The sequence below is a fragment of the Sphaerotilus hippei genome, from assembly GCF_003201595.1.
Classification (GTDB): Bacteria; Pseudomonadota; Gammaproteobacteria; order Burkholderiales; family Burkholderiaceae_C; genus Sphaerotilus; species Sphaerotilus hippei.
This window is the reverse complement of the sequence record NZ_QJJS01000016.1, coordinates 18,978-40,254: the sequence shown is the minus strand read 5'-3', so window position 1 is coordinate 40,254 and position 21,277 is coordinate 18,978. Positions and strand designations below refer to the sequence as shown.

The following is a 21,277-nucleotide window of genomic DNA, read 5'->3' as shown; positions in this document are numbered from 1 at the left end:
AACACCATGGAAAGCGGCTTATTCACGGTTTCAGATGACCTCGAGCGGGGCGGCGAACAAATATCCGATATTGCGGGCGCTGCGCAACACGGTATCGTCCTCGCAGTAGGTCTCGATCTTCTTGCGCAGCCGGCTCATGCTGGTTTCCAGCCGCCGGTAGTCGTAGTCGGGCTCGGGGTGGCCGATGGCCGCGGCCAGGGCCGAGCGCTTCACCGGCTCGGCCGTGCCGTGGCTGAGGGCCTCCAGCAGCTTGAACTCCGTGGGCGTGACCATCACCGACCGGCGCGTGGGCGAGCTCAGCTCCAGCGTCTGGCGGTCGAGCGCCCAGGACAGGGTCGGGCGGGCCGGCGGCGCCGGTCGGTGGATGCGGCGATGCAGGCTGTCGACGATCGCCGCCAGCTCGCGCATGTCCACCGGCTTGACCAGGTAGATGTCCGCTCCGGTCTTGAGCCCCTGCAGGCGGTCCTCGATCTGGCCACGGGCGGTCAGCATCGCGATGCCCATCTGTGGATGGCTCTGCCGGATCCGCCCGGCGATGCTCAGGCCGTCCTCGCCGGGCAGGCCGATGTCGAGGATGAGCACCTCGGGCTCGTCGCCGGCCAGATGCGCGTCCAGGGCCGCGCCGTCGGGCAGGCCGACCACGGCGTGCCCCAGGCGCGACAGGTGGAACTCCACCTCGTCGCGCAGGTCCGGGTTGTCTTCGACCAGAGCGATCTTGACCATGATTCAGGACTCCCGTTGCCGCCTGGGCAACCAGCATTCAAAACAGGCCCCACGACCGGCGGGCGCGACCGCACGCACCCAGCCATCGTGACGTTTCAGGATGTGCCGCACGAGGTACAGCCCGAGGCCCAGGCCGGGGGACTCGGAGGTCTCGGCAGCCCGGAAATACTTCTGGAAGATGCGTTCGTGGTCCGACTCCGCGATCCCCCGGCCCTGGTCCCGGATCACCCACAGGCAGCCCGGCCGGCCGGCCTGCTCCGAATCCAGCAGATCGATGCTGACGCTGGAGCCCTTGGGCGAGTATTTCAAGGCGTTGTCGATCAGGTTCAGCAGCGCAAAACGCAGCATGCGTCCGTCGGCCTGGATCGGCGTGCAGGCCGGATCGACCGTGAGCACGACGCGAGCCTCAGAGGCGGCTCCCAGCGTCTGGATCACCTCGTGGGTCAGCGCCTCGAGGCTGACCTCGCCCAGGTCCTTGTGCCAGTCCGCCACCTCGAGGCGATCCTGGGCCAGGGCCAGCTCGAGCATGCTGCTCATGCGCTGGACCGCCCGCACGATGCGCTCGTAGCGCCGGGTGCGCTCGGGGGTGGCCTGCTCGTCGAGCACCTCCAGCGACTGCACCGCCGCATCGATGATGGCCACCGGCGTGCGGATCTCGTGCGCGATCATCGAGATCAGGTGGCCCTGCTCGGCGCGGGCCAGGCGTTCGGTCTCGATCTCCGCGCGGGCCGCAGCGGCCGCCCGTTCGGCCTGCAGCAGCTGGCGCCGGGCCAGGAAGGTCTCGAAATACATGACCCCCACCAGCAGCAGCAGCTGGAACAGCGTGCCCAGCTGGCCACCGATCAGCGACCACCGGGTCGGCGCTAGCAGGCCCAGCACGGTCAGGATGTTCCAGCCCGCCAGCAGGGCGCTCAGCAGGAAGGCGATGATGCCCAGGCGGGCATTCCAGCGGCTGCCGTTCCAGGCCCGCCACAGCGGGCGCACCGACATCACCAGCACCAGCAGGTGCAGCACCATCGTGACCGGCGTGATGGAGTGCTGGCCTGGCACGAAAGGCAGCGTGGCGGCCACCAGCATCACCCCGGCCGACAGCAGCATGATCCGGTGCAACCAGGGTGCATGGCGCCGGAAGTCGAGGAAGACGGTATAGAAGAGATTGGCCAGCGCCCCGTTCAGGCTGAGCAGGGAGGCGATCAGCTGGTCGGCCAGCAGCGGGGCCTGCGGCGGCAGGACCTGATGCAGGAAACCATTGATGGCAAACCACTGGAAAGCGGTGGCGGCGACATACAGTGAATAAGCCGCATACACCGGCTGGCGCAGGAAGACCAGGCTGGTCAGACCGGCGATGCAGACCACGAGCATCGCGCCGTAATACATGCCGAAATGGAAATATTCACGCTGCCAGAGGCCGTCGGCACGGGATTCCGGAATGAGTTTGGGCAATACCGCCATGGTGCTGCGGGTCGAGATGCGCAGCAGCAGGGTATTGTCCCCGGCGGGCAGGGTGAGCTTGAAGACGGAGGTGCGGTGATTCACCGCCGAGCTGCCGCCGAGCAGGCGGTCACCCGCACGATGGGTCGACAGCAGCTGCGCCTGCGCATCCAGGTGATGCAGCGTGACGTCGTCCAGATAGGCCGGGTCGACCTGCAGGTACCAGGTCGGTGCGGCCCATTCGCCACGCGAGACGACGATCCGGTACCAGTAGACGTCGCGCACATAACCCGCCCCGAACGGTCGGTCGATCGGCTGGAAGCTCGCGCCCTGCTGCTCGAGCACCTGCTGCAGCGACCAGCGGCCGTCGACATCCTTGAGCACCGACGACGACGACAGCAGCGCCGGGGTGTCGAGCACCTGGTCCTCGAGCGTGGCCCCCCGTGCGGGCAGCAGGGCCTGGATCAGCAGCAGCGCCATCAGGACGAGCGGCCACAGGCACGAGGCCGGGCGCGGGCGCTGGAAGGGATCGTGCATGGACAGCATGGCCGACGGGACATGGCGCCGCGGCGCCGACAGGGGAGATCGGCCGAAGATAACCCGGTCGGCGCGGGCGGAGCTGTCAATAGCTGACGCCCGGCCCGACCTCGTCGAGAATCCACGCGGTGGTGTGGCGGACACGGACGATGGCGACAGATGTTTTTCCTGCAACGGAGGCGGCGCGCTGCCGCGCGCTGCTGATCAGCGCCCCGGCTTCCGGCCAGGGCAAGACCACGGTCACGGCCGCGCTGGCCCGGGCCTGGGGCCGACAGGGCCTGCGGGTGCGGGTGTTCAAGACCGGCCCTGACTTCATCGACCCGATGGTGCACGCACGGGCCAGCGGTGCGCCCTGCCATCAGCTCGACCTGTGGATGGGCGGCGAGGCCCACTGCCGCGAGCTGCTGTGGCGGGCGGCGCAGGATCATGACGTGATCCTGGTCGAAGGCGTGATGGGCCTGCACGACGGCCAGTCCTCCAGCGCCGACCTGGCCGTGCGCTTCGGCCTGCCGGTGATGGTGGTGATCGATGCGGCGGCGATGGCGCAGACCTTCGGGGCGCTGGCCCTGGGCCTGCGCAGCTACCGCCCCGGGCTGCCGTTCGCGGGCGTGCTGGCCAACCGCGTAGGCAGTCCCGGCCATGCGGACATGCTGCGCGAGAGCCTGCCCGAGGGCATGACCTGGTTCGGCGCCCTGCCCCGCGACGACACCATCGCCCTGCCCTCGCGCCACCTCGGCCTGGTGCAGGCCGACGAACTGCAGGACCTGGACCAGCGCCTGGACCGGGCGGCGGACCGGCTCGTCGCGATGGCGCTGCCGCTGCCCCCGCCGGTGTGCTTCCTGCCCCCGGCCCCGCAGGACCGTGAGCCCGACCCCGGACGCCCGCTGGCCGGCGTGTGCGTGGCGGTGGCCCGCGACGCGGCCTTCTCCTTCGTCTATCCGGCCAACCTGGAGCTGCTGGAGCGCATGGGGGCCGAGCTGGTCTTCTTCTCCCCGCTGGCCGACGAGCCGGTGCCCGAGGCGGCGCGTTCGCTCTACCTGCCCGGCGGTTATCCCGAGCTGCACCTGGAGGCACTGGGCCGGCCCGGCCGCACACGCGCCTCGGTGCGGGCCCACCACGCCGCCGGCCGCCCGATCGTGGCCGAGTGCGGCGGCCTGCTGGCCCTGGCCGAGCGCCTGACCGATGCCGACGGCCACCACGCGCCGCTGTGGGGCCTGATGCCGGGGGACGCGCTGATGACCCGTCGCCTGGTCAACCTGGGCATGCACAGCGCCGACCTGCCGGAAGGCACGCTGCGTGGCCACACCTTCCACCACGGCCGCTTCGACAGCCCGCTGGCCCCCGTCGGCCACACCCGGGCGCTGCGTCACCAGGGCCGGCCCGAGGCGCTGTGGCGGCGCGGCCGGCTGCACGCGTCCTTCCTGCACCTGTACTTCCCGTCCAACCCGCAGGCCGCCGCCGCGCTGTTCCGGCCTGATCCCGCCTGAGCGGCGGGCCAGACCCGCACGGCCGACGTTCTGCCGGCGGCCCGTTTGCTCATGCCCCGGTGATCGGGTCCGATGCGGCGCGCCTGGCGACCCGGGCGTTGCGGCCCTTCGATGACCAGCGGCTGTTGCGGCGCTGAGGCCGCGGCCCGGTCTCCGGGCTGACCCTGATGTCCGCGGGCGCCAGCCTCCCCGGGGTGATCGGGCATGGCGTGACCCGGCCGGCCGGCCTAAGCTCGTGCCATGCAGATCCATGACCATGTCTTCATCGTCACCGGAGCCGGCTCCGGACTCGGGGCCGCGACGGCCCGGCGCCTGGTCGGTGCGGGCGCCCGGGTGGTGCTGGCCGACCTGAACCACGAGGCCGGCCAGGCGATGGCCGCCACGCTGGGCGAGGCCGCGCTGGCGGTGGCCACCGACGTCACCGATGCGGCCAGCGCGCAGGCCTGCGTGGCCGCCGCGCTCGACCGCTTTGGCGCGCTGCACGGTCTGGTCAACTGCGCCGGCATCGCCCCGGCCGAGAAGGTGCTCGGCCGTGACGGACCGCACCGGCTGGAGAGCTTCGCCCGCACGGTGCAGGTCAACCTGATCGGCAGCTTCAACATGCTGCGCCTGGCCGCCGCGGCGATGGCCGCCGGCGCGGCAGACGCGGGCGGCGAGCGCGGCGTGATCATCAACACCGCGTCCGTGGCGGCCAGCGACGGCCAGATCGGCCAGGCGGCCTATGCCGCCTCCAAGGGCGGCATCGTCGCGATGACGCTGCCCGTCGCCCGCGAGCTGGCCCGCAGCGGCATCCGCGTGATGACGATCGCCCCCGGCATCATGGCCACGCCGATGCTGACCGCCATGCCCGCGGAGGTGCAGGACGCCCTCGGGCGCATGGTGCCCTTCCCGTCGCGCCTGGGGGATCCCGACGAGTACGCCCACCTGGCGCAGCACCTGATCGAGAACCGCTACCTCAACGGCGAGGTGATCCGCCTGGACGGCGCGATCCGCATGGCCGCCCGCTGAACTGAACCCGGCAGGAGACATCGATGCACACCCCCCAAGCCACCGACGACCCGGTCGTCATCGTCAGCGCCGCGCGCACCCCGCTGGGCGCTTTCCAGGGCGATCTGGCCGCGCTGAGCGCGCCGCAGCTCGGCGCGGTGGCGCTGCGCGCCGCGGTCGAGCGGGCCGGCCTGCCGGCCGCGCAGGTCGACGAGGTGCTGATGGGCTGCGTGCTGCCCGCCGGTCTGGGCCAGGCGCCGGCCCGCCAGGCCGCGCTGGGCGCGGGCCTGCCGCTGGCGGCGGGCTGCACCACGATCAGCAAGGTCTGCGGCTCGGGCATGAAGGCGGTGATGCTGGCGCATGACCTGATCGTGGCCGGCAGCGGCGAGGTGATCGTCGCCGGGGGCATGGAGTCGATGAGCAACGCGCCCTACCTGCTGCCCAAGGCCCGTGGCGGCCAGCGCCTGGGCCACGGCCAGATGCTCGACCACCTGTTCCTCGACGGGCTCGAGGACGCCTGCGGAACCGCCACCCGCGGCCGGCTGATGGGCGCCTTCGCCGAGGACTGCGCGACGCACTTCCACTTCAGCCGCGAGGCGCAGGACGCCTACGCGGTCGCCTCGACGACCCGGGCGCAGCAGGCGATCGAGGCGGGCCGATTCGACTGGGAGATCGCCGGCGTGACCGTGCCGGAGCGCGGCGGTGACCGGCTCGTCACCCGCGACGAGCAGCCGCCCCAGGCGCGGCTGGACAGGATCGCCACGCTGAAACCGGCCTTCGCCCGCGACGGCACGGTGACCGCAGCCAACTCCAGTTCGATCTCCGACGGGGCGGCCGCGCTGGTGCTGATGCGCCGCTCGACCGCCGGGCGCCACGGCCTGGCGCCACTGGCCATCGTGCGCGGCCACGCCACCCACGCCCAGGAGCCGCAGTGGTTCACCACCGCCCCGGCGGGCGCGATGCGCAAGCTGCTGGACCGGGTCGGCTGGACCCCCGGCGAGGTCGACCTCTGGGAGATCAACGAGGCGTTCGCGGTCGTGGCGATGGCCACGATGCAGGCGCTCGACCTGCCGCACGAGCGGGTCAACGTGCACGGCGGTGCCTGTGCGCTGGGCCACCCGATCGGTGCCTCGGGCGCACGCATCCTGGTGACGCTGCTGGGGGCGCTGCGACAGCGCGGCGCCCGCCGCGGCGTGGCCAGCCTGTGCATCGGGGGCGGTGAAGCGACCGCGATCGCGGTCGAGCGGGTCTGAAACGGAGTCGATGATGCTGCTGACCACCGAACAGGTGATGATCCGCGACGCGATGCGCAGCTATGCGCAGGAACGCATCGCTCCGCACGCGGCAGCCTGGAGCCGCGACCGGACCTTTCCCGTCCAGGTGCTCAAGGAGCTGGGCGAGCTGGGGGCGATGGGCATGACCGTGCCCGAGGCCTGGGGCGGCGCGGGGCTGGACACGATGAGCCTGGTGCTGACGCTCGAGGAGATCGCCGCGGCCGACGGCGCGACCTCGACCATCGTCAGCGTGCAGAACTCGCTGGCCTGCGGCATCACGCTGAAGTACGGCAGCGAGGCGCAGAAGCAGCGCTGGCTGGTGCCGCTGGCGCGTGGCCAGGCGCTGGGCTGCTTCTGCCTGACCGAGCCGCACGTGGGCTCGGACGCGTCGGCGATCCGCACCACCGCGACCCGCGATGGCAACCACTGGGTGATCGACGGCGTCAAGCAGTTCATCACCACTGGCAAGCATGCCGACGTGGCGATCGTGCTGGCCGTGACCGACAAGGAGGCCGGCAAGAAGGGCATCTCCTGTTTCCTGGTGCCCACGGACACGCCGGGTTATGTCGTCGCGCGGCTGGAGGACAAGCTCGGCCAGCATGCCAGCGACACCGCGCAGATCCTGTTCGAGCGCTGCCGGGTGCCGGCCGATGCGCTGATGGGCGGCCTCGGCGAGGGCTACCGCATCGCGCTGTCCAACCTCGAGGCCGGGCGCATCGGCATCGCCGCGCAGAGCGTGGGCATGGCGCGCGCCGCGCTCGAGGCGGCGATCACCTACGCGAAGCAGCGCGAGAGCTTCGGCCAGCCGATCATCGAGCACCAGGCGGTCAACTTCCGCCTCGCCGACATGGCCACGCAACTCGATGCGGCCCGGCTGATGGTCTGGCGCGCGGCGATGCTGCGCGACGCCGGCCAGCCCTGCCTGACCGAGGCGTCGATGGCCAAGCTGTTCGCCTCCGAGATGGCGGAGAAGGTCGCCTCCGACGCGATCCAGATCCACGGCGGCTGCGGCTACGTCAGCGACTTCCCGGTCGAACGCATCTACCGCGACGTGCGGGTCTGCCAGATCTACGAGGGCGCGAGCGACATCCAGCGCCTGGTGATCGGGCGGGCGCTGGCCCGGGGCTGAGCGCGATGGCCTCGCCCCCGAACGCCGGATCCGGCCCGCTGGCCGGCGTCCGGGTGCTGGAGTTCGCCGGGCTCGGGCCGGCGCCCTTCTGCGCCATGCTGCTGGCCGACCTGGGCGCGCAGGTGCTGCGCGTCGACCGCCTGGCACCGGGCGGGGGCAGCGCGGCGCTGTTCGACCCCGCGCTGGACCTGCTGCAGCGCGGCCGTGACGCGGTGGCACTGGACCTGAAACGCCCCGAGGGCCGCGCTGCCGCGCTGCGGCTGGCGGGCGAGGCGGACGTGCTGATCGAGGGTTTCCGCCCCGGCGTGATGGAGCGGCTGGGCCTGGGGCCCGAACCCTGCCTGGCGCTCCAGCCGAAGCTGGTCTACGGCCGCATGACCGGCTGGGGCCAGACCGGCCCGCTGGCGGCCACCGCCGGCCACGACATCAATTACCTGGCGCTGTCGGGCGCGCTGCACGCCATCGGCCGCGCCGAGGGCGGGCCGGTGCCGCCGCTGAACCTGGTGGCCGACTTCGGCGGCGGGGCGATGCTGCTGGCCGTGGGCGTGCTGGCCGCGGTGATCGAGGCGCGCGGCTCGGGCCTGGGCCAGGTGGTCGATGCGGCGATGACCGACGGCTGCGCGCTGCTGATGGCCATGACGATGTCGATGCAGGCGATGGGCCGCTGGCAGCAGCGGCGCCAGAGCAATCTGCTCGACGGGGGCGCGCCCTGGTACGACACCTATGAATGCGCCGACGGCCGCCACCTGGCGATCGGCCCGATCGAGCCGGCCTTCTGGCAGGTCTTCCTCGAACGCGCCGGCCTGGCCGACGACCCGCTGCTGCAGGACCGTGACGACCCGCGGCGCTGGCCGCAGCAGAAGGCCCGCATCGCCGAGGTGCTGCGCCAGCTCCCGCGTGACGAGTGGACCCGGCGCTTCGAGGGCAGCGACGCCTGCGTCGCGCCGGTGCTGAGCCTGGGCGAGGCACCGGCCCACCCGCACCACCGGGCGCGGGGCACCTTCGTCGATGTGCAGGGCCGGCTGCACCCGGCGGCGGCCCCCCGGTTCTCGCGCACCCCGGCCGCGGCGCCCGCCGCGGTGCGGGCCGAGCTCGACGGCCGGGACGGCCTGGCCCGCTGGGGCTGGTCCGCCGAGGCCATCCAGGCCCTGCACCAGGGTGGGGCCATGCGCTGAACGGTCCACAGGCGGCCGCGCCGCGGCAGTTGTCCCCCGCTGCTGTGCACAACCCTGTGCAGAAGGTGTGGTGGGGTGTGACAACCCGATGTCAGGCGGTACTTTTACCTGGATTGCTCGTGAATGAGGCGCCCGATCCGGCCCCGAAGGCCGGATCCAGCCACGTGCCGCGGCCGCGGGCGGGGGTGTTGCGGCTATGCTTTCCGGTGCATCCGCCGTCTGGCGGACCCCCAACCTCAGCCCGTACGCCCATGAACCGACTCCGGACCTGCCTTGCCACCGTCACCCTGCTGCTCGGCGTGAGCGCCCTGCCCGCGCTGGCCTCCAGCACGGCCGCCTCGTCGGCCTCCGACAGCGCCTCCACCTCGGTGGGCAGCCTGTCGACGTCGATCGGCAAGTCGAGCGAAAGCTCGACCGGCGACAAGGACGTGGCCGCCGGCGACTACCGCGTGCTCGACGTCGCGACGCTGGCCGAGCGGCCTGGCCAGGTGCGCCTGCGGCTGCAGGCCCTGGCCGATCCGCAGGCCGCCGCGGCCGCGGCCGCGGACGAGTTTTTCCTCTACCTGCCGCAGCAGACCTTCGAGCAGGGCCGGCTGGCCCGGGGCGAGGTGGTGAGCGCCCGTGCGCGGGCCTACGGCCTGGAGTTCGCCCGGGCCGACACCCGCGAGGCCTTCTACCTGGTGCTGCGCGACGACTGGCACCACGAACTGGGCTCGCGCGCCGTCGTGCTGTGAACCTGCGTGGCGCCCGCCGGGTGCTGCTGCCGCTGGCCCTGTGGACCGCGGCAACGGCCTGCCAGGCCGGCCTGCCGCGTTTCTGCGACCGGCCGGCGCAGCTGAGCGCGGCGCAGCAGGACCGGCTGCTGCGCGTCAGCGCCATCGTCAAGGCCGAGCTGGACCGCTCCGGCCACCGGCTGGCCCTGATGTCACGCTCCGGGCTCGACCTGTCCCGCCTCGGCGTGCGTTATTCCCACGCCGGCTTCAGCCTGCAGGACCACCCGAACGCCCCGTGGTCGGTGCGCCAGCTCTACTACGCCTGCGACGAGCAGCGGCCCCGCCTCTTCGACCAGGGCGTGCCCGGTTTCCTGCTCGGCACCGACGACCCGTCGCGCGGCTACCTGTCGCTGGTCTTCCTGCCTCCCGACGACGAGGCCGAGCTGGCCCGGGCCGCGCTGGATCCGCACCGGGCCACCGGGCTGCTGGCGCCCGACTACAGCGCCAACGCCCACGCCTACGGCCTGCGCTACCAGAACTGCAACCAGTGGCTGGTGGAGCTGATCGCGTCCGCCCGGGGCCGGCTGGAGGGCGGCGGCGACCTGATCGAGCGGCGCGCCGCCGCCCAGCGGTGGCTGCGCACGCAGGGCTACCAGCCCAGCCGCATCGAGGTCGGCTGGCGCCCGCTGATGTGGCTGGGCGCCTTCGTGCCGTGGCTGCACGACGACGACCACCCCGACGAGGACCTGGCGCAGGGGCGCTACCAGGTCAGCATGCCCGCGGCCATCGAGGCCTTTGTCCAGGCCACGGTGCCGGGGGCCACCCGCATGGAGTTCTGCCACACCGATCGGCATGTGCTCATCCGGCATGGCTGGAGCGCGCTGGCCGAGGGCTGCGTGCCGCAGGCACAGGACACGCTCATCCCGCTCGACTGACGCACGCAGGGAGGCGGCCGGGATAATGGCGGCCCGCGCTGCCGTGCCGGCGCCGCCATGCCTGAGGAAACCGCCATGAACGCCCCCCTGCCCCGGATCGAGCCGCGCGAGATGCCCCCGGCCTTCCTCGACGCGCTGCAGCAGACCTTCGGCGAGCGCTGCTCCACGGCGCTGGCGGTGCGCCAGCAGCACGGCTGCGACGAGTCGTCCTTCGTTGCGCCGCCGCCGGCAGCGGTGGTCTTCGCCCGCGACACGGCGGACGTGGCCAGCGCGGTGCAGCTGGCCTCGCTGCACGGGGTACCGGTGATCCCCTTCGGCGCGGGCTCGTCCATCGAGGGCCAGCTGCTGGCCGTGCAGGGCGGCATCAGCATCGACCTGCGGGGCATGAACCGCCTGCTGTCGCTCGACGCCGACGACCTGACCGTGACGGTGCAGCCCGGCATCACCCGCCAGCAGCTCAACGAGGCCATCCGCCACAGCGGCCTGTTCTTTCCCATCGACCCCGGCGCGGACGCCTCCATCGGCGGCATGTGCGCCACCCGTGCCTCGGGCACCAACGCGGTCCGCTACGGCACGATGCGCGAGAACGTGCTCGCGCTCGAGGTGGTGACGGCCGCCGGCGAGGTGATCCGCACCGGCACCCGGGCGCGCAAGTCCTCGGCCGGCTACGACCTGACCCGGCTGATGGTGGGCAGCGAAGGCACGCTGGGCGTGATCACCGAGGTCACGCTGAAGCTCTATCCGCTGCCCGAGGCGGTGTCGGCGGCGATCTGCTCCTTCCCGAGCATCGAGGCAGCGGTGCGCACGACGATCCAGGTCATCCAGCTCGGCGTGCCGATCGCGCGCGTCGAGCTGCTCGACGGCCGCTCGGTGGGCATGGTCAACCGCCACTCCGGCCTGACCCTGCGCGAGGAGCCGATGCTGCTGATGGAGTTCCACGGCTCGCCGGCCGGGGTGCGTGAGCAGGCCGAGACGGTGCAGGCCGTCGCCGGCGACTTCGGCGGCCAGGCCTTCGAGTGGGCCACCACGCCCGAGGCTCGCACCCGCCTGTGGACCGCCCGTCACCACGCGTACTTCGCCGCGCTGCAGTCGCGCCCGGGCTGCCGGGCCATCTCGACCGACACCTGCGTGCCGATCTCGCGCCTGGCCGACTGCCTGCTCGACTCGATCGCCGAGGCCGACGCCTCGGGCCTGCCCTATTTCCTCGTCGGCCACGTCGGGGATGGAAATTTCCACTTCGGCTACCTGATCGACCCGGACAGCCCCTCCGAGCGGGAGCGGGCCGAGGCACTGAACCACCAGCTGGTCGCCCGCGCGCTGTCGATGCAGGGCACCTGCACCGGCGAGCACGGCATCGGCCTGCACAAGATGGATTTCCTCGTCGACGAGACCGGTGCGGGCGCGGTGGCGATGATGCGGGCGATCAAGCAGGCACTCGACCCGAAGAACATCCTGAACCCGGGCAAGATCTTCTCGAACCCGTCGACACCGGGCCGCTGAAACCCGGCCGTGACTTCGGCCGCCCGGCATCCTCCAGGATCATCCCTTCGGGCTGATCCTGGAAACAAATGGACTAACTGCCTTTTGATCCGGAACTCGAAACCAGTCTAGACTGTGATCAGGTCCAATCGGTTAGTCCATTTATGGCGGAACACCCTCCTGTCACGCTGATGCAGTGCTTCGACCGCTGGGTGGAGGCCCGTCCGGCACGGGGGCGGCACGCCGCCTGGAGCGGGGAGCTGCGCGACGAGTCGGTCAGCATCTACCGCGACATGTGGACCAGCCTGGTGCGCTACTGGATCGCGATCGCCGCCGAATCGACCGAACGGGCCGCCGGGGGGCTGCGGCGCGACGACCTGCTGCACTTCCTCAACCGCGGCACGCATGCCGCCCGGCTGCGTGACCTGCCGGTGCGCCGGGAGGCCGGTGAAGGGGACCTGTCGGACCGCTACGCCTGGCGCATGCTGCACCTGATCGACCGGGTGCTGGAACATGCGAGCGAGCCGGCCCACGGGCTGACGCGGCAGGTGGCGGCGGAGCTGCTGCAGGAGCCGCCGTTCGTGCACGCCAATGCCCGCGACAAGGAGCCCGAGGTCGACATCCTGTCGGCCGGCGAGGTCGAGCAGCTGATGGCCTTCCTGCGGCAGGACGGGGCCTCGGCCGAGGCGATCGACGGCGCGCCGTGGAAGCTGTCGCGCGACCGCGCGGCCATCGCGCTGATGCTCGGCGCCGGCCTGTCGCCCGGCGACCTGCGGGCGCTGACGCTGGAACACGTCGACTGGCAGCACCGCAGCGGCGAGCGCCTGCCGTGGAAGCTCATCGTGGTGGCCGATGGCACGTCGCCGCTGCATGTCGCGCCGGTCGCGCCCTGGGCCGCCACGGTGCTGGCGCGCTGGATCGCGCAGCGCAGCCTGCTGCGGCTGCCGGGGGATCGGGTGTTTCCGTCCACCGCCCAGGGCAAGCCCTGGTCACACCAGGGCTGCCACCTCGCGCTCACCCGCACGCTGGCCGCCGCCCAGGTGCGCAGCGACAGCCCCTTCCGCCTGCGCCACACCTATGCGGTGCGCCAGCTCGACCAGGGCCGCCCGGAAGAGGACGTCGCGGCCTGGCTGGGCCAGGTCGACACCAGCCAGATGAAACGCTATCGCCACCTGACGATCAAGCCCGACCAGCAGGCCGTCTGACGGCGCGGGCAAACGCCAGGGCCGGCTCCAAGTGCTTGATCCACAAGGGGTTCAAACTTTGAACCTCAGCGCCCCGAGGCGTTGCGGGCCTGCTCGGCCAGCGCCTGCAGGGTCGCGGCGATCGCGGCTTCGGCCTCGATGCGCTGCTCCTCGCTCCTGAACTCGATGCGCAGCGAGGTGCCGCGCGACTGGTACTGGCAGAACTCCAGCCGCCCGACCCGCACCCGCACCGGACCGCTGGCCGCCGCCTCCCGGGTGCGGGGCAGCGAAGCCTGGCGTCCGGCCTGGCGCACCGCCTCCTTCTGCGACAGCTGGCCCTCGACCAGCAGCTCGATCGCCTCGATGACCTGCTCGGCCCGCCCGGCGCGGCAGAGCTTGGCCATCTCGGCCGCGCAGCTCATGCCGATGGCGTCCGGGCGCCTCTCGATCCACTGCAGCGCCGCCTCGGGCAGCTGGTCGAAGGCGAACAGCATCGAGACGACCGACTCGGAGATGCCCGCATCCTTGGCGATCCGCTTCTGCGTGTGGCCCGAGCGCTCACGCTCCTGGCGGAAGCCGAGGTACTTCTCGAAGTCGGGCAGCGATGGCTGCAGCAGGTTGGCGTAGAAGGCCGAGCGCTCGACGTCCGCCTCGTCGAGCTCGAGGATCACCACCGGGATCGTCGCCCGGCCGAGCGCCCGGTAGGCCTCGGCCCGGTTGTGGCCCGACAGGATCTCGAACCGTCCCTCGGCCGTGCGCTGCACGGTGACCGGGTGGATCAGCGGGTTGTTGGCCAGGTTGCCCTTGAGCTCGTCGAACTGCTCGGGCGTCAGGCGCCGGCGCCGGTGCGGCACCTCGATCAGCAGGTCCAGCGCCAGTTCCACCGGCTGGCGCTCGAGCTGCGCCTTGTAGTCCTGCGCGATGGCTTCGGCCGCCTTGGCACGCTGGTTGAGCGCGTCGATGGTCGGCTGCATGAAGGCGGTGGCGCCGGGGGCGGTGGTCGGGCGCACCGGCCGCGCCTCGGCCGGCCGGGCGCTGCCGATGCTCGCGAGCGCCTGATCGCTCTTCGACTTGAGGTCCTTGAGTCCCATGGTCAGTTCGCCTTCCAGACGGTGGAGAGGATGGACTGGTCGATCATCTCGACGAACTTGTCGTACGCATCCCGGATCTTCGAATAGGTCCTGGCCGCACCGTCGTAGCGGGCGATGTCGTAGACGGTGCCGAACTGCACCGCACCGACGTTGCTGACCTGGCTCTTGGGGATCTCGACGGTCAGCACGTAGGGCCCGTAGGTGCGGATGATCCAGTCCTTGACCACCGCCGCCGAGATCGAGGTGGTGTCCACCCGCGACAGCAGCACCCGCATGAAGGCGAAGTCCTTCTCGAAGCCGCGGCTGTTCTTGAGCGCGCCCAGCGTCTCCGACAGCAGGTTCCAGAACGCCACCGACGAGGCGTAGTCGAGGTTGTCCGGCGGGATGGGCATCAGCAGCCCGTCGGAGGCGATCACCGCGTTGACCGCCAGGTAGGACAGCGCCGGCGCGGTGTCGAAGATGATGACGTCGTACTCGTCGCGCAGCGGCTCGATCGCCTGGTTGAGGATGTTCCACCACGCGATGTCGGGGTCGCGCGAGTGGATGGGCAGGAAGATCTCGGCGTTGAACAGGTGCGGTGCGGCGGGGATCAGGTCCAGCCCGTCCCAGTAGGTGCTCTGCACGGCGTAGCGGATGTCCTTGGGCGCCTGCGACAGCGGCGGATAGGTGATCGGCGCGATGGTGTGCTCCTCCATCACCTCCGCGGCGGGCAGCATGCCCGTCAGCGTGGTGGCCGAGCCCTGCGGATCCAGGTCGACCAGCAGCACGCGGCGCCCGCGCAGGGTCAGCCCCTGGGCCAGGTTGAAGGCGGTGGTGGTCTTGGTCGAGCCGCCCTTGAAGTTGACGACCGACAGCGTCGCCGCCCGCGCGCCCGGCGGACGTGGCGGGATCCTGGCCAGGCGCTGCACCCAGGTGCGGGCCTCGGCCAGCGAGAACTCGCGCCGCTTGCCGTTGGACTCGTGGCGACCCGGCGGCAGGTCCCCGCGCCGGGCCAGGTAGGTCACCTGCTTGGGCTCGATCCCGCACAGCGCGGCCAGCTGCGCCCCGGTGTAGACCGGCGGGCGCTTGCGGGGATGCGGCTCGAGCATCTTGGTGCGCAGACCGTCCAGCGTGGCGCTGGCCACCTCGGCCAGCTCGACCAGATCGGGCAGCGAAAAACGCTGCGCGCCGGCTTGTCTCGATGCAGTCATCAGCTTCCTTGGAATTTCGAGGTCTTCGGCGATTTTCTCAACAACCTCGAAATCCAGCAAGGAGCAAATGCGCACCAGCCCCGCTCAGGCGCGACCGGGCAACGCCCTCATTCCAGCGCCTGGATCAGCGCGTCGAACTGGGCGTGCAGCGAGCGCTCATGAGGCGTCACCGGCGGCATCGCCCGCCGCACGCCCGTCAGCTGGTAGACCGCCGTCCGGGCCGTGCGCACCGAGTGCTCGACGGTGAAGACCACGTCCTCCGGCGCTTCGACGAACTGGCTGATGAAGGCGAAGTTCCTCGAGCCCGGCGGCACGGGCTGCGGGCGCTCACCCGGCCCGCGTGGCATGAACCTGCTGGTGAGGTAGGGCATGCGGCAGGGAATGCAGCGGGCGGACGCCACCGTGGCGGGATCGACGCCCAGGTGGCCGCAGAGCTCCTGGAGGATCTCCGCGCCGCTGCAGTCGGCCATGGCCTTGGGCACGTGGTTGCCGATCTGGTCGGGAAAGAGGGCATGACCCCGGAACACCAGCACGTCGGCGGGCAGGTGGGCGAGGTGCGGCGGATGCACCAGCACGATCGACATCAGCCAGTTCGAGTCCTTGAAGGTCACCAGCGCGTCGGTGTCGGCCTCGTTGCCCGTGAAGCGCTGCATCTGCTCGAGAAAGGCGGTGCCGCGCAGCGTGACGGTGAACGACTGCCAGTAGGACTGCACGATGCAGCGCTTGAACGCGGCCGGGTTGCCGAAGGCCGGGCGGCCTTCGGCCAGCTTCTCCCAGACGGCCCAGCTCGTGCTGTCGGCCCGGGTCAGGTGGGCCGGCGCACGGGTCATGGAGCCGACGCTGGAGGCATCGGTCATCGAGCCGTTCTGCAGGAAGACCAGGTCACCGTCGTCGACGCCCAGCAGTCGGGGCCGGCCCTGCAGCTCGCAGCGGATGCCTGTGATCACCAGCCCGCCCTCGCGGCTCTCGTGCTCCAGTTCGGTCACGGTGCAGTGGCCGATCATGCGCACACCCTGGCTTTGCAGCCAGCACTGCAGAGGCAGCACCAGCGAGTCGTGCGGGTTGCAGACCGTGCGCCGGACGCCGGCCAGCGTCTCGATGCGGGAGAACTCCAGCATGAAGCGGTGCAGGTAGCGTCTGAACTCCACCGCGCTGTGCCAGGGCTGGAAGGCGAAGGTGGTCGACCACACGCGCCAGAACGCGGTCTCGAAGAAGGCCGGCGACAGGCAGTCGGTGATGCAGCGGCTGCCCAGCTCGGACTCCTGCGCATGGCTGAGACGCAGCAGATCCAGGCGGTCCTGCATCGAGAACCCCGTCGAGGCCGCCGGCGTGCCGGCGCGGCGGCGATCGACCAGCCGGGCCATGGCGCAGGAGCGGTGCCGCTCGTTGAACTCGACCGTCTCGTCGAAGACCGAGCGCCCGGGATGGACCAGCGAGGGGATCGAGCGGAACAGGTCCCAGGTGCACTCGTAGGGGTCGGTGGTCAGCAGGCGCCCGCCCCGCATCGAATGCCCCCACTCCTCCTGATCCCCCACTCCGTCCAGGCTGCCGCCCATGCGGGGCGCGGCCTCCAGGATCGAGATGTCGTGGCCGGCCATGCCGGCATCGCGGATCAGGAAAGCCGCCGCCGCCAGCGAGCCGATGCCACCGCCCAGCAGATGAGCCCGGCCGGCCTTGTTGGAGAGTGGGGTCATGCGGATCTGCCTCCATGCAGCTTCATTCGTTCGGGACCACGACGGTACAAGTCGAGGCCGCCAGGCGTCGGTGCGCTGGCAGACAGCCACTGCCTCGAGCCGGGCGCGCCGCAACGGTGTGCGTTGACGAACAGACGCTGCGCACCCGGCTCACTACAAACGGCGCCTGACCTTCACCCTTCGAACGGACCCGACCCATGAACAAGATGCTGCTGATCGCCACCTTCGCCCTGACAGGCACCGGCCTCACCGTCGCAACGGCCGCCGCCCAGGTGGCCGGCACCTCCACCACGGTGGAGGCCAGCGTCACCACCGCCACGCAGGTCGCCCGAGGCTGGAGCGTGCGCAAGACGCTGCTGGGCAAGACCGTCTACAACGACACCGGTGCCCGCATCGGCAAGGTGGAGGACCTGATCGTGGCGCCGGAGCGCAACGTCACCTACGTCATCGTCGGTGCCGGGGGCTTCATCGGCATCGGCCGGCACGACGTGGCCGTCCCGGTCTCGCAGATCCGGGACCAGGGCGGCAGGCTGGTGATGACCGGTGCCACCAAGGAGAGCCTGCAGGCGCTGCCCGGGTTCGACGACACCAGCGACACCTCCCGGCGCGACCAGTTCGTCGCCGCGGCCGAGCAGGACGTGGCCAGGGCCAAGGTCCGGATCGCCGAGCTGCAGAAGCAGTCCGCGGCCGCCGCCGCCGCCGACGTCAAGGTCAGGATCGATCAGCAGATCGCCGCGCTGCAGCAGGAGCTCCAGGCCAGCGAGGAGATGCTCGGCCAGATGAAGCGCGCCGGCGCCAGGCGCTGGAAGGAGTTCGAGGCCAACGTGAACGCCGCCACCGCACGCCTGCGCAAATCGCTCGACTCGACCGCCGGCTGATCAGCACGGCGGCGCCAAGGACGGCTGGTCGCGGCGCCTGCATGGATGTCAGGCTCCGCGACCGCGGCCCGCTCAGACCGGCGCGACCTGCCCGCTGATCAGCGAGCGCGTGATGGCCACGCCGATGCGGGTGGCCTCGACCGCGTCCGACAGGGTCAGGTCGAGCGTCTGCTCGCCGCGGCAGGCCGCGACGAAGGCGATCATCTCGCGCGAGAAGGCCGCCTCGAAGCGCTCGTGGAAATCGGCCAGCACCGCATGGCCGACGCCGCGCGCATCGCTGCGCACGACCCGGTCGCGGGCGGCGTGTTCGCCCACCAGCAGCTTGCCTTCGGTGCCGATCACCTCGGTGCTGGTCTCGTGGCCGTGCGCCATCGTGCGCGAGGCGTAGAACACCGCCCGCGCGCCGCCCTCGAACTCGACGATCGCCAGGCCGTTGTCGACGTCACCGCATTCGGCCAGGCCGGGGTGCAGCGCGATCGTGCCGGAGGCGAAGGCGCGCAGCGCCTTCGGGCGGCCCAGCAGCCAGCGCGCGAGGTCGATGTCGTGCACGCTGCAGTCCATGAAGATGCCGCCGGAGGTCGGCGCGAAGCGCACGAAGAAGCCGTCCGGATCGTTGCGGTCGCAGGTCTGCGAGCGCACCAGGAAGGGCCGGCCGATCTCGCCGGCCGCCACCGACGCCTGCGCGCTCTGGTAGCTCGGGTCGAAGCGGCGCACGAAACCCACCATCGCGACCCGGTCCGGGTGCTCGGCGGCGACCGCCAGCACCCGCTCGCAGTCCTCGACGTTCAGGGCCAGCGGCTTCTCGACGAAGACATGCTTGCCCGCGCGCAGCGCGGCGATGGTCTGGTCGGCATGCAGCGAGGTCGGCGTGACCAGCACGACGGCATCGACCTCGGGGTCCTGCAGCAGGGCCTCGTAGTCGGCGTGGATGCGCGGCACGCCGAGCTCGCCGCGCGCGAATTCACGCTCGGACTCGACCGGGCTGCAGGCGGCCACCAGCTGCACATGGCGGGTGGCGAACGCCAGCGCCTCGGCGTGGCGACGCCCCAGGCGGCCGAGGCCGACGATGCCCACGCGCAGGGGCGCGGCGCAAGAGGAAGAAGGGGAATGGCTCATGTTCGATCTCCGGGATCCGGATGCAGAAGAGGCGAGCCCCACGCTCGCCTCTGATGGCCGCCGCACCGGGGGCGGCGGCCGCGGGACCAGCCGTCAGCTCAGAAGCGGACCGGCTGGCCGCTCAGGCAGCTTTCGGCGGCCGCGTCGGCCAGGATCTGCGCCTTCACGCCATCGGCCACCGTGGTGCGGAAGCTGCCACCGGACTGCAGGCACTCGAAGAAGTGCGCGATCTCGGCCTTGTAGGCGGCGGCATAACGCTGCAGGAAGAACGCTTCGGGCTTGTCGGCGCGCACGCCGCTGGCGTCCCACTGCACGACTTCGCTCGGCGTGTGGTTGCCGCACTGCAGCAGGCCGAGCGAGCCCAGCACCTCGAAGCGCTGGTCGTAGCCGTAGGCCGCGCGGCGGCTGGTGTTGATCTGGCAGAGGCGACCCTTCTTGGTGCGGATCGTCACGGCCGTGCTGTCCACGTCACCCAGGGCGGCGATGGCCGGATCGGTCAGCACCGAGCCGGTGGCGCTCAGCCACTCGGCCTCGTCGCCGTCGGCGCACAGGATCCAGCGGAACACGTCCAGGTCATGGATCAGCATGTCGCGGAAGATGCCGCCCGAGGCCTTGATGTATTCGGCCGGCGGCGCGCCCGGGTCGCGGCTGGTGATGACCAGCATCTCGGGGTTGCCGATCTGGCCGGCGTCCATGCGGGTGCGGGCTTCGTTGAAGGTCGGGTCGAAGCGGCGCTGGAAACCGATCATGCAGGCCACGCCCGCGGCCTGGACGGCCTCGCCGCAGGCGATGGCGCGCGGCACCGACAGGTCGACCGGCTTCTCGCAGAAGATGTGCTTGCCGGCGGCGGCCGCACGGGTGATCAGGTCGGAGTGGGTCGACGTCGGCGAGGTGATCGCGACCACGTCGATGCTCGAGTCGTCCAGCACCGCCTCGATCGTGGAGACACTGGCCCCCAGTTGCGACGCCAGCTGCGACGCGCTGTCGCCGACCGGGTCGCAGATGAACTTGAGCTGGACGCCCGGCAGGTTGGCCAGGTTGGTGGCGTGGATGCGGCCAATGCGGCCGGCGCCGAAGACGGCGACATTTTTCATGGAGTCTCCTGGGGGTTGGCTGTGGGGTGCAGTCCTTGCTGCCATCAGCATGGCCGCACTATAGCTAGGCCTCCCTGAATATGGAAATAATTTTCCATCAGTGTTTTCCATGGAATTTTCATTGCGCATCGACCCCGTCTCCATGGGGAAAAGACCTCATGAAATCAGCCGGAATCACCGTCCGGGGCGCATTTCGAATCTTGATCATAAAGAGTCAAATCTGCTGCTGCCGTCGGCCACGGGCTTGCCTAGAGTGACGACCGTTCACCCCCGCTGCCCCCCCAACACCAACGGCCTCGAGCCAGGAGACCCCCCATGAGCCAGGACATCCGCTTCGCCCTCAACCGCATGGCCGTTCCGCGCCTGTCCTTCGCCGACTTCGCCGCGATGACGCGCCGCCTGGGCGTGGGCGCGATCGAGATCCGCAACGACCTGCCGGGCATCGAGATCGGCGACGGCGTGCCGGCCGGCGACATCGGTACGATCGCCCGGGCGCACGGCCTGGTGATCCGCTCGATCAACGCGCTGCAGCGCTTCGATCAGTTCACCGCCGAGCGTGAGGCCGAGGCCGTCGCGCTGGCCCGTTATGCCCGCGACTGCGGTGCCGAGGCCCTGGTGCTGTGCCCGACCAACAGCCGCGCCGACGCGCGTTCGGCCGACGCGCGCCACGCCGCGCTGGTGCATGCGCTGAAGTCGCTCCAGCCCATCCTGGCCGACCACGGCATCGTCGGTCTGGTCGAGCCGCTGGGCTTCGAGGAATGTGCGGTGCGCCGCAAGTCGCAGGCGGTGCGTGCGTTCGAGGAGATCGGCGCGGACGCGACCTTCCGCCTGGTGCACGACACCTTCCACCACCACCTCGCCGGCGAGGGCCTGTTCTTCCCCGAGTGGACCGGCCTGATCCACATCTCCGGCGTCGAGGACTCGGCCGTCACCGTGCCCGACATGCGCGACGGCCACCGCGTGCTGGTGGGCAGCGCCGACCGCCTGGGCAACGTGGCGCAGCTGCGCACGCTGCTGGATGCCGGCTACACCGGCTGCGTCTCCTTCGAGCCCTTCGCCGAGCAGATCGCCGCGGCGACCGACATCGAGGCACAGCTCGCCACCAGCATGGCCCACCTGCGCCAGCGCGTGGCCGCGCTTGCCACGTCGGCCTGATCGTG

The 21,277-nt window shown here is 71.2% G+C and carries 18 protein-coding genes; 11 read left to right on the top strand and 7 right to left on the bottom strand.

Annotated features, from left to right (window positions below; genetic code table 11):
- Window positions 1–30 precede the first annotated feature (30 nt).
- A complete protein-coding gene (locus C7444_RS15495; RefSeq protein WP_110401761.1) occupies window positions 31–723 on the bottom strand; it encodes a response regulator transcription factor in 693 nt (230 codons plus the stop codon).
- A 3-nt stretch (window positions 724–726) separates the two neighbouring features.
- A complete protein-coding gene (locus tag C7444_RS15490; protein ID WP_170130773.1) occupies window positions 727–2,691 on the bottom strand; it encodes a sensor histidine kinase in 1,965 nt (654 codons plus the stop codon).
- A 149-nt stretch (window positions 2,692–2,840) separates the two neighbouring features.
- Between C7444_RS15490 and C7444_RS15485 the strand changes: the two genes are divergently transcribed.
- The 9 genes from C7444_RS15485 to C7444_RS15445 all read left to right on the top strand — a co-directional run bounded on the left by C7444_RS15485 (window position 2,841) and on the right by C7444_RS15445 (window position 13,075).
- Window positions 2,841–4,178: a cobyrinic acid a,c-diamide synthase CobB gene (locus C7444_RS15485; protein ID WP_110401759.1), complete on the top strand. Its 1,338-nt coding sequence runs from the start codon at window positions 2,841–2,843 to the stop codon at window positions 4,176–4,178.
- A gap of 240 nt (window positions 4,179–4,418) precedes the next feature.
- Entirely contained in the window at window positions 4,419–5,186 is a 768-nt protein-coding gene (locus tag C7444_RS15480; protein WP_110401758.1) for an SDR family NAD(P)-dependent oxidoreductase, read from the top strand.
- 23 nt (window positions 5,187–5,209) lie between these two features.
- On the top strand, window positions 5,210–6,418 hold the full coding sequence (locus C7444_RS15475) for an acetyl-CoA C-acyltransferase (protein ID WP_110401757.1): 1,209 nt from the start codon (window positions 5,210–5,212) through the stop codon (window positions 6,416–6,418).
- 13 nt (window positions 6,419–6,431) lie between these two features.
- Window positions 6,432–7,568 (top strand): acyl-CoA dehydrogenase family protein, encoded by a 1,137-nt coding sequence (locus C7444_RS15470; RefSeq protein WP_110401793.1) that lies wholly within the window; start codon window positions 6,432–6,434, stop codon window positions 7,566–7,568.
- A gap of 5 nt (window positions 7,569–7,573) precedes the next feature.
- The gene (locus C7444_RS15465) at window positions 7,574–8,743 is read left to right on the top strand and encodes a CaiB/BaiF CoA transferase family protein (RefSeq protein ID WP_110401756.1); all 1,170 of its coding nucleotides are present in this window, start codon (window positions 7,574–7,576) and stop codon (window positions 8,741–8,743) included.
- 251 nt (window positions 8,744–8,994) lie between these two features.
- Window positions 8,995–9,477 (top strand): hypothetical protein, encoded by a 483-nt coding sequence (locus C7444_RS15460; protein ID WP_110401755.1) that lies wholly within the window; start codon window positions 8,995–8,997, stop codon window positions 9,475–9,477.
- Entirely contained in the window at window positions 9,474–10,391 is a 918-nt protein-coding gene (locus C7444_RS15455; protein WP_110401754.1) for a DUF2145 domain-containing protein, read from the top strand. The genes C7444_RS15460 and C7444_RS15455 overlap by 4 nt, the downstream gene beginning before the upstream one ends.
- A 75-nt stretch (window positions 10,392–10,466) precedes the next feature.
- Window positions 10,467–11,891, top strand: a complete 1,425-nt coding sequence (locus C7444_RS15450) for an FAD-binding oxidoreductase (RefSeq protein WP_110401753.1) — start codon at window positions 10,467–10,469, stop codon at window positions 11,889–11,891.
- A 143-nt stretch (window positions 11,892–12,034) separates the two neighbouring features.
- Window positions 12,035–13,075: a tyrosine-type recombinase/integrase gene (locus tag C7444_RS15445; RefSeq protein WP_110401752.1), complete on the top strand. Its 1,041-nt coding sequence runs from the start codon at window positions 12,035–12,037 to the stop codon at window positions 13,073–13,075.
- Between the two features lie 65 nt (window positions 13,076–13,140).
- Here the strand turns inward: C7444_RS15445 and C7444_RS15440 are convergent, their stop codons facing one another.
- The 3 genes from C7444_RS15440 to C7444_RS15430 all read right to left on the bottom strand — a co-directional run bounded on the left by C7444_RS15440 (window position 13,141) and on the right by C7444_RS15430 (window position 17,029).
- The gene (locus tag C7444_RS15440; protein ID WP_110401751.1) at window positions 13,141–14,145 is read right to left on the bottom strand and encodes a ParB/RepB/Spo0J family partition protein; all 1,005 of its coding nucleotides are present in this window, start codon (window positions 14,143–14,145) and stop codon (window positions 13,141–13,143) included.
- A gap of 2 nt (window positions 14,146–14,147) precedes the next feature.
- Window positions 14,148–15,335 carry an AAA family ATPase gene (locus tag C7444_RS15435; RefSeq protein ID WP_110401750.1) on the bottom strand — a complete coding sequence of 396 codons (1,188 nt, stop codon included), beginning with the start codon at window positions 15,333–15,335 and terminating at the stop codon, window positions 14,148–14,150.
- A gap of 107 nt (window positions 15,336–15,442) precedes the next feature.
- Window positions 15,443–17,029, bottom strand: a complete 1,587-nt coding sequence (locus C7444_RS15430) for an oleate hydratase (protein ID WP_110401749.1) — start codon at window positions 17,027–17,029, stop codon at window positions 15,443–15,445.
- A 197-nt stretch (window positions 17,030–17,226) separates the two neighbouring features.
- On the opposite strand from C7444_RS15430, the gene C7444_RS15425 reads away from it, so the two are divergent.
- Window positions 17,227–17,907, top strand: coding sequence for a PRC-barrel domain-containing protein (locus C7444_RS15425; RefSeq protein WP_110401748.1), 681 nt, complete (start codon window positions 17,227–17,229; stop codon window positions 17,905–17,907).
- A 72-nt stretch (window positions 17,908–17,979) separates the two neighbouring features.
- Here the strand turns inward: C7444_RS15425 and C7444_RS15420 are convergent, their stop codons facing one another.
- Window positions 17,980–19,023: a Gfo/Idh/MocA family oxidoreductase gene (locus tag C7444_RS15420; RefSeq protein ID WP_110401747.1), complete on the bottom strand. Its 1,044-nt coding sequence runs from the start codon at window positions 19,021–19,023 to the stop codon at window positions 17,980–17,982.
- Between the two features lie 98 nt (window positions 19,024–19,121).
- Window positions 19,122–20,117 (bottom strand): inositol 2-dehydrogenase, encoded by a 996-nt coding sequence (iolG, locus tag C7444_RS15415; protein WP_110401746.1) that lies wholly within the window; start codon window positions 20,115–20,117, stop codon window positions 19,122–19,124.
- Window positions 20,118–20,432: 315 nt separating this feature from the next.
- Here iolG and C7444_RS15410 point away from each other — a divergent pair, with 315 nt between their 5' ends.
- Window positions 20,433–21,272, top strand: a complete 840-nt coding sequence (locus C7444_RS15410; RefSeq protein ID WP_110401745.1) for a TIM barrel protein — start codon at window positions 20,433–20,435, stop codon at window positions 21,270–21,272.
- Window positions 21,273–21,277 lie beyond the last annotated feature (5 nt).

What these genes read in the sequence shown, in the direction of transcription:
- C7444_RS15495 (WP_110401761.1), bottom strand. Translation starts at nt 723, where the DNA reads ATGGTCAAGATCGCTCTGGTCGAAGACAACCCGGACCTGCGCGACGAG.
- C7444_RS15490 (WP_170130773.1), bottom strand. Translation starts at nt 2,691, where the DNA reads ATGCACGATCCCTTCCAGCGCCCGCGCCCGGCCTCGTGCCTGTGGCCG.
- C7444_RS15485 (WP_110401759.1), top strand. Translation starts at nt 2,841, where the DNA reads ATGGCGACAGATGTTTTTCCTGCAACGGAGGCGGCGCGCTGCCGCGCG.
- C7444_RS15480 (WP_110401758.1), top strand. Translation starts at nt 4,419, where the DNA reads ATGCAGATCCATGACCATGTCTTCATCGTCACCGGAGCCGGCTCCGGA.
- C7444_RS15475 (WP_110401757.1), top strand. Translation starts at nt 5,210, where the DNA reads ATGCACACCCCCCAAGCCACCGACGACCCGGTCGTCATCGTCAGCGCC.
- C7444_RS15470 (WP_110401793.1), top strand. Translation starts at nt 6,432, where the DNA reads ATGCTGCTGACCACCGAACAGGTGATGATCCGCGACGCGATGCGCAGC.
- C7444_RS15465 (WP_110401756.1), top strand. Translation starts at nt 7,574, where the DNA reads ATGGCCTCGCCCCCGAACGCCGGATCCGGCCCGCTGGCCGGCGTCCGG.
- C7444_RS15460 (WP_110401755.1), top strand. Translation starts at nt 8,995, where the DNA reads ATGAACCGACTCCGGACCTGCCTTGCCACCGTCACCCTGCTGCTCGGC.
- C7444_RS15450 (WP_110401753.1), top strand. Translation starts at nt 10,467, where the DNA reads ATGAACGCCCCCCTGCCCCGGATCGAGCCGCGCGAGATGCCCCCGGCC.
- C7444_RS15445 (WP_110401752.1), top strand. Translation starts at nt 12,035, where the DNA reads ATGGCGGAACACCCTCCTGTCACGCTGATGCAGTGCTTCGACCGCTGG.
- C7444_RS15440 (WP_110401751.1), bottom strand. Translation starts at nt 14,145, where the DNA reads ATGGGACTCAAGGACCTCAAGTCGAAGAGCGATCAGGCGCTCGCGAGC.
- C7444_RS15435 (WP_110401750.1), bottom strand. Translation starts at nt 15,335, where the DNA reads ATGACTGCATCGAGACAAGCCGGCGCGCAGCGTTTTTCGCTGCCCGAT.
- C7444_RS15430 (WP_110401749.1), bottom strand. Translation starts at nt 17,029, where the DNA reads ATGACCCCACTCTCCAACAAGGCCGGCCGGGCTCATCTGCTGGGCGGT.
- C7444_RS15425 (WP_110401748.1), top strand. Translation starts at nt 17,227, where the DNA reads ATGAACAAGATGCTGCTGATCGCCACCTTCGCCCTGACAGGCACCGGC.
- C7444_RS15420 (WP_110401747.1), bottom strand. Translation starts at nt 19,023, where the DNA reads ATGAGCCATTCCCCTTCTTCCTCTTGCGCCGCGCCCCTGCGCGTGGGC.
- iolG (WP_110401746.1), bottom strand. Translation starts at nt 20,117, where the DNA reads ATGAAAAATGTCGCCGTCTTCGGCGCCGGCCGCATTGGCCGCATCCAC.
- C7444_RS15410 (WP_110401745.1), top strand. Translation starts at nt 20,433, where the DNA reads ATGAGCCAGGACATCCGCTTCGCCCTCAACCGCATGGCCGTTCCGCGC.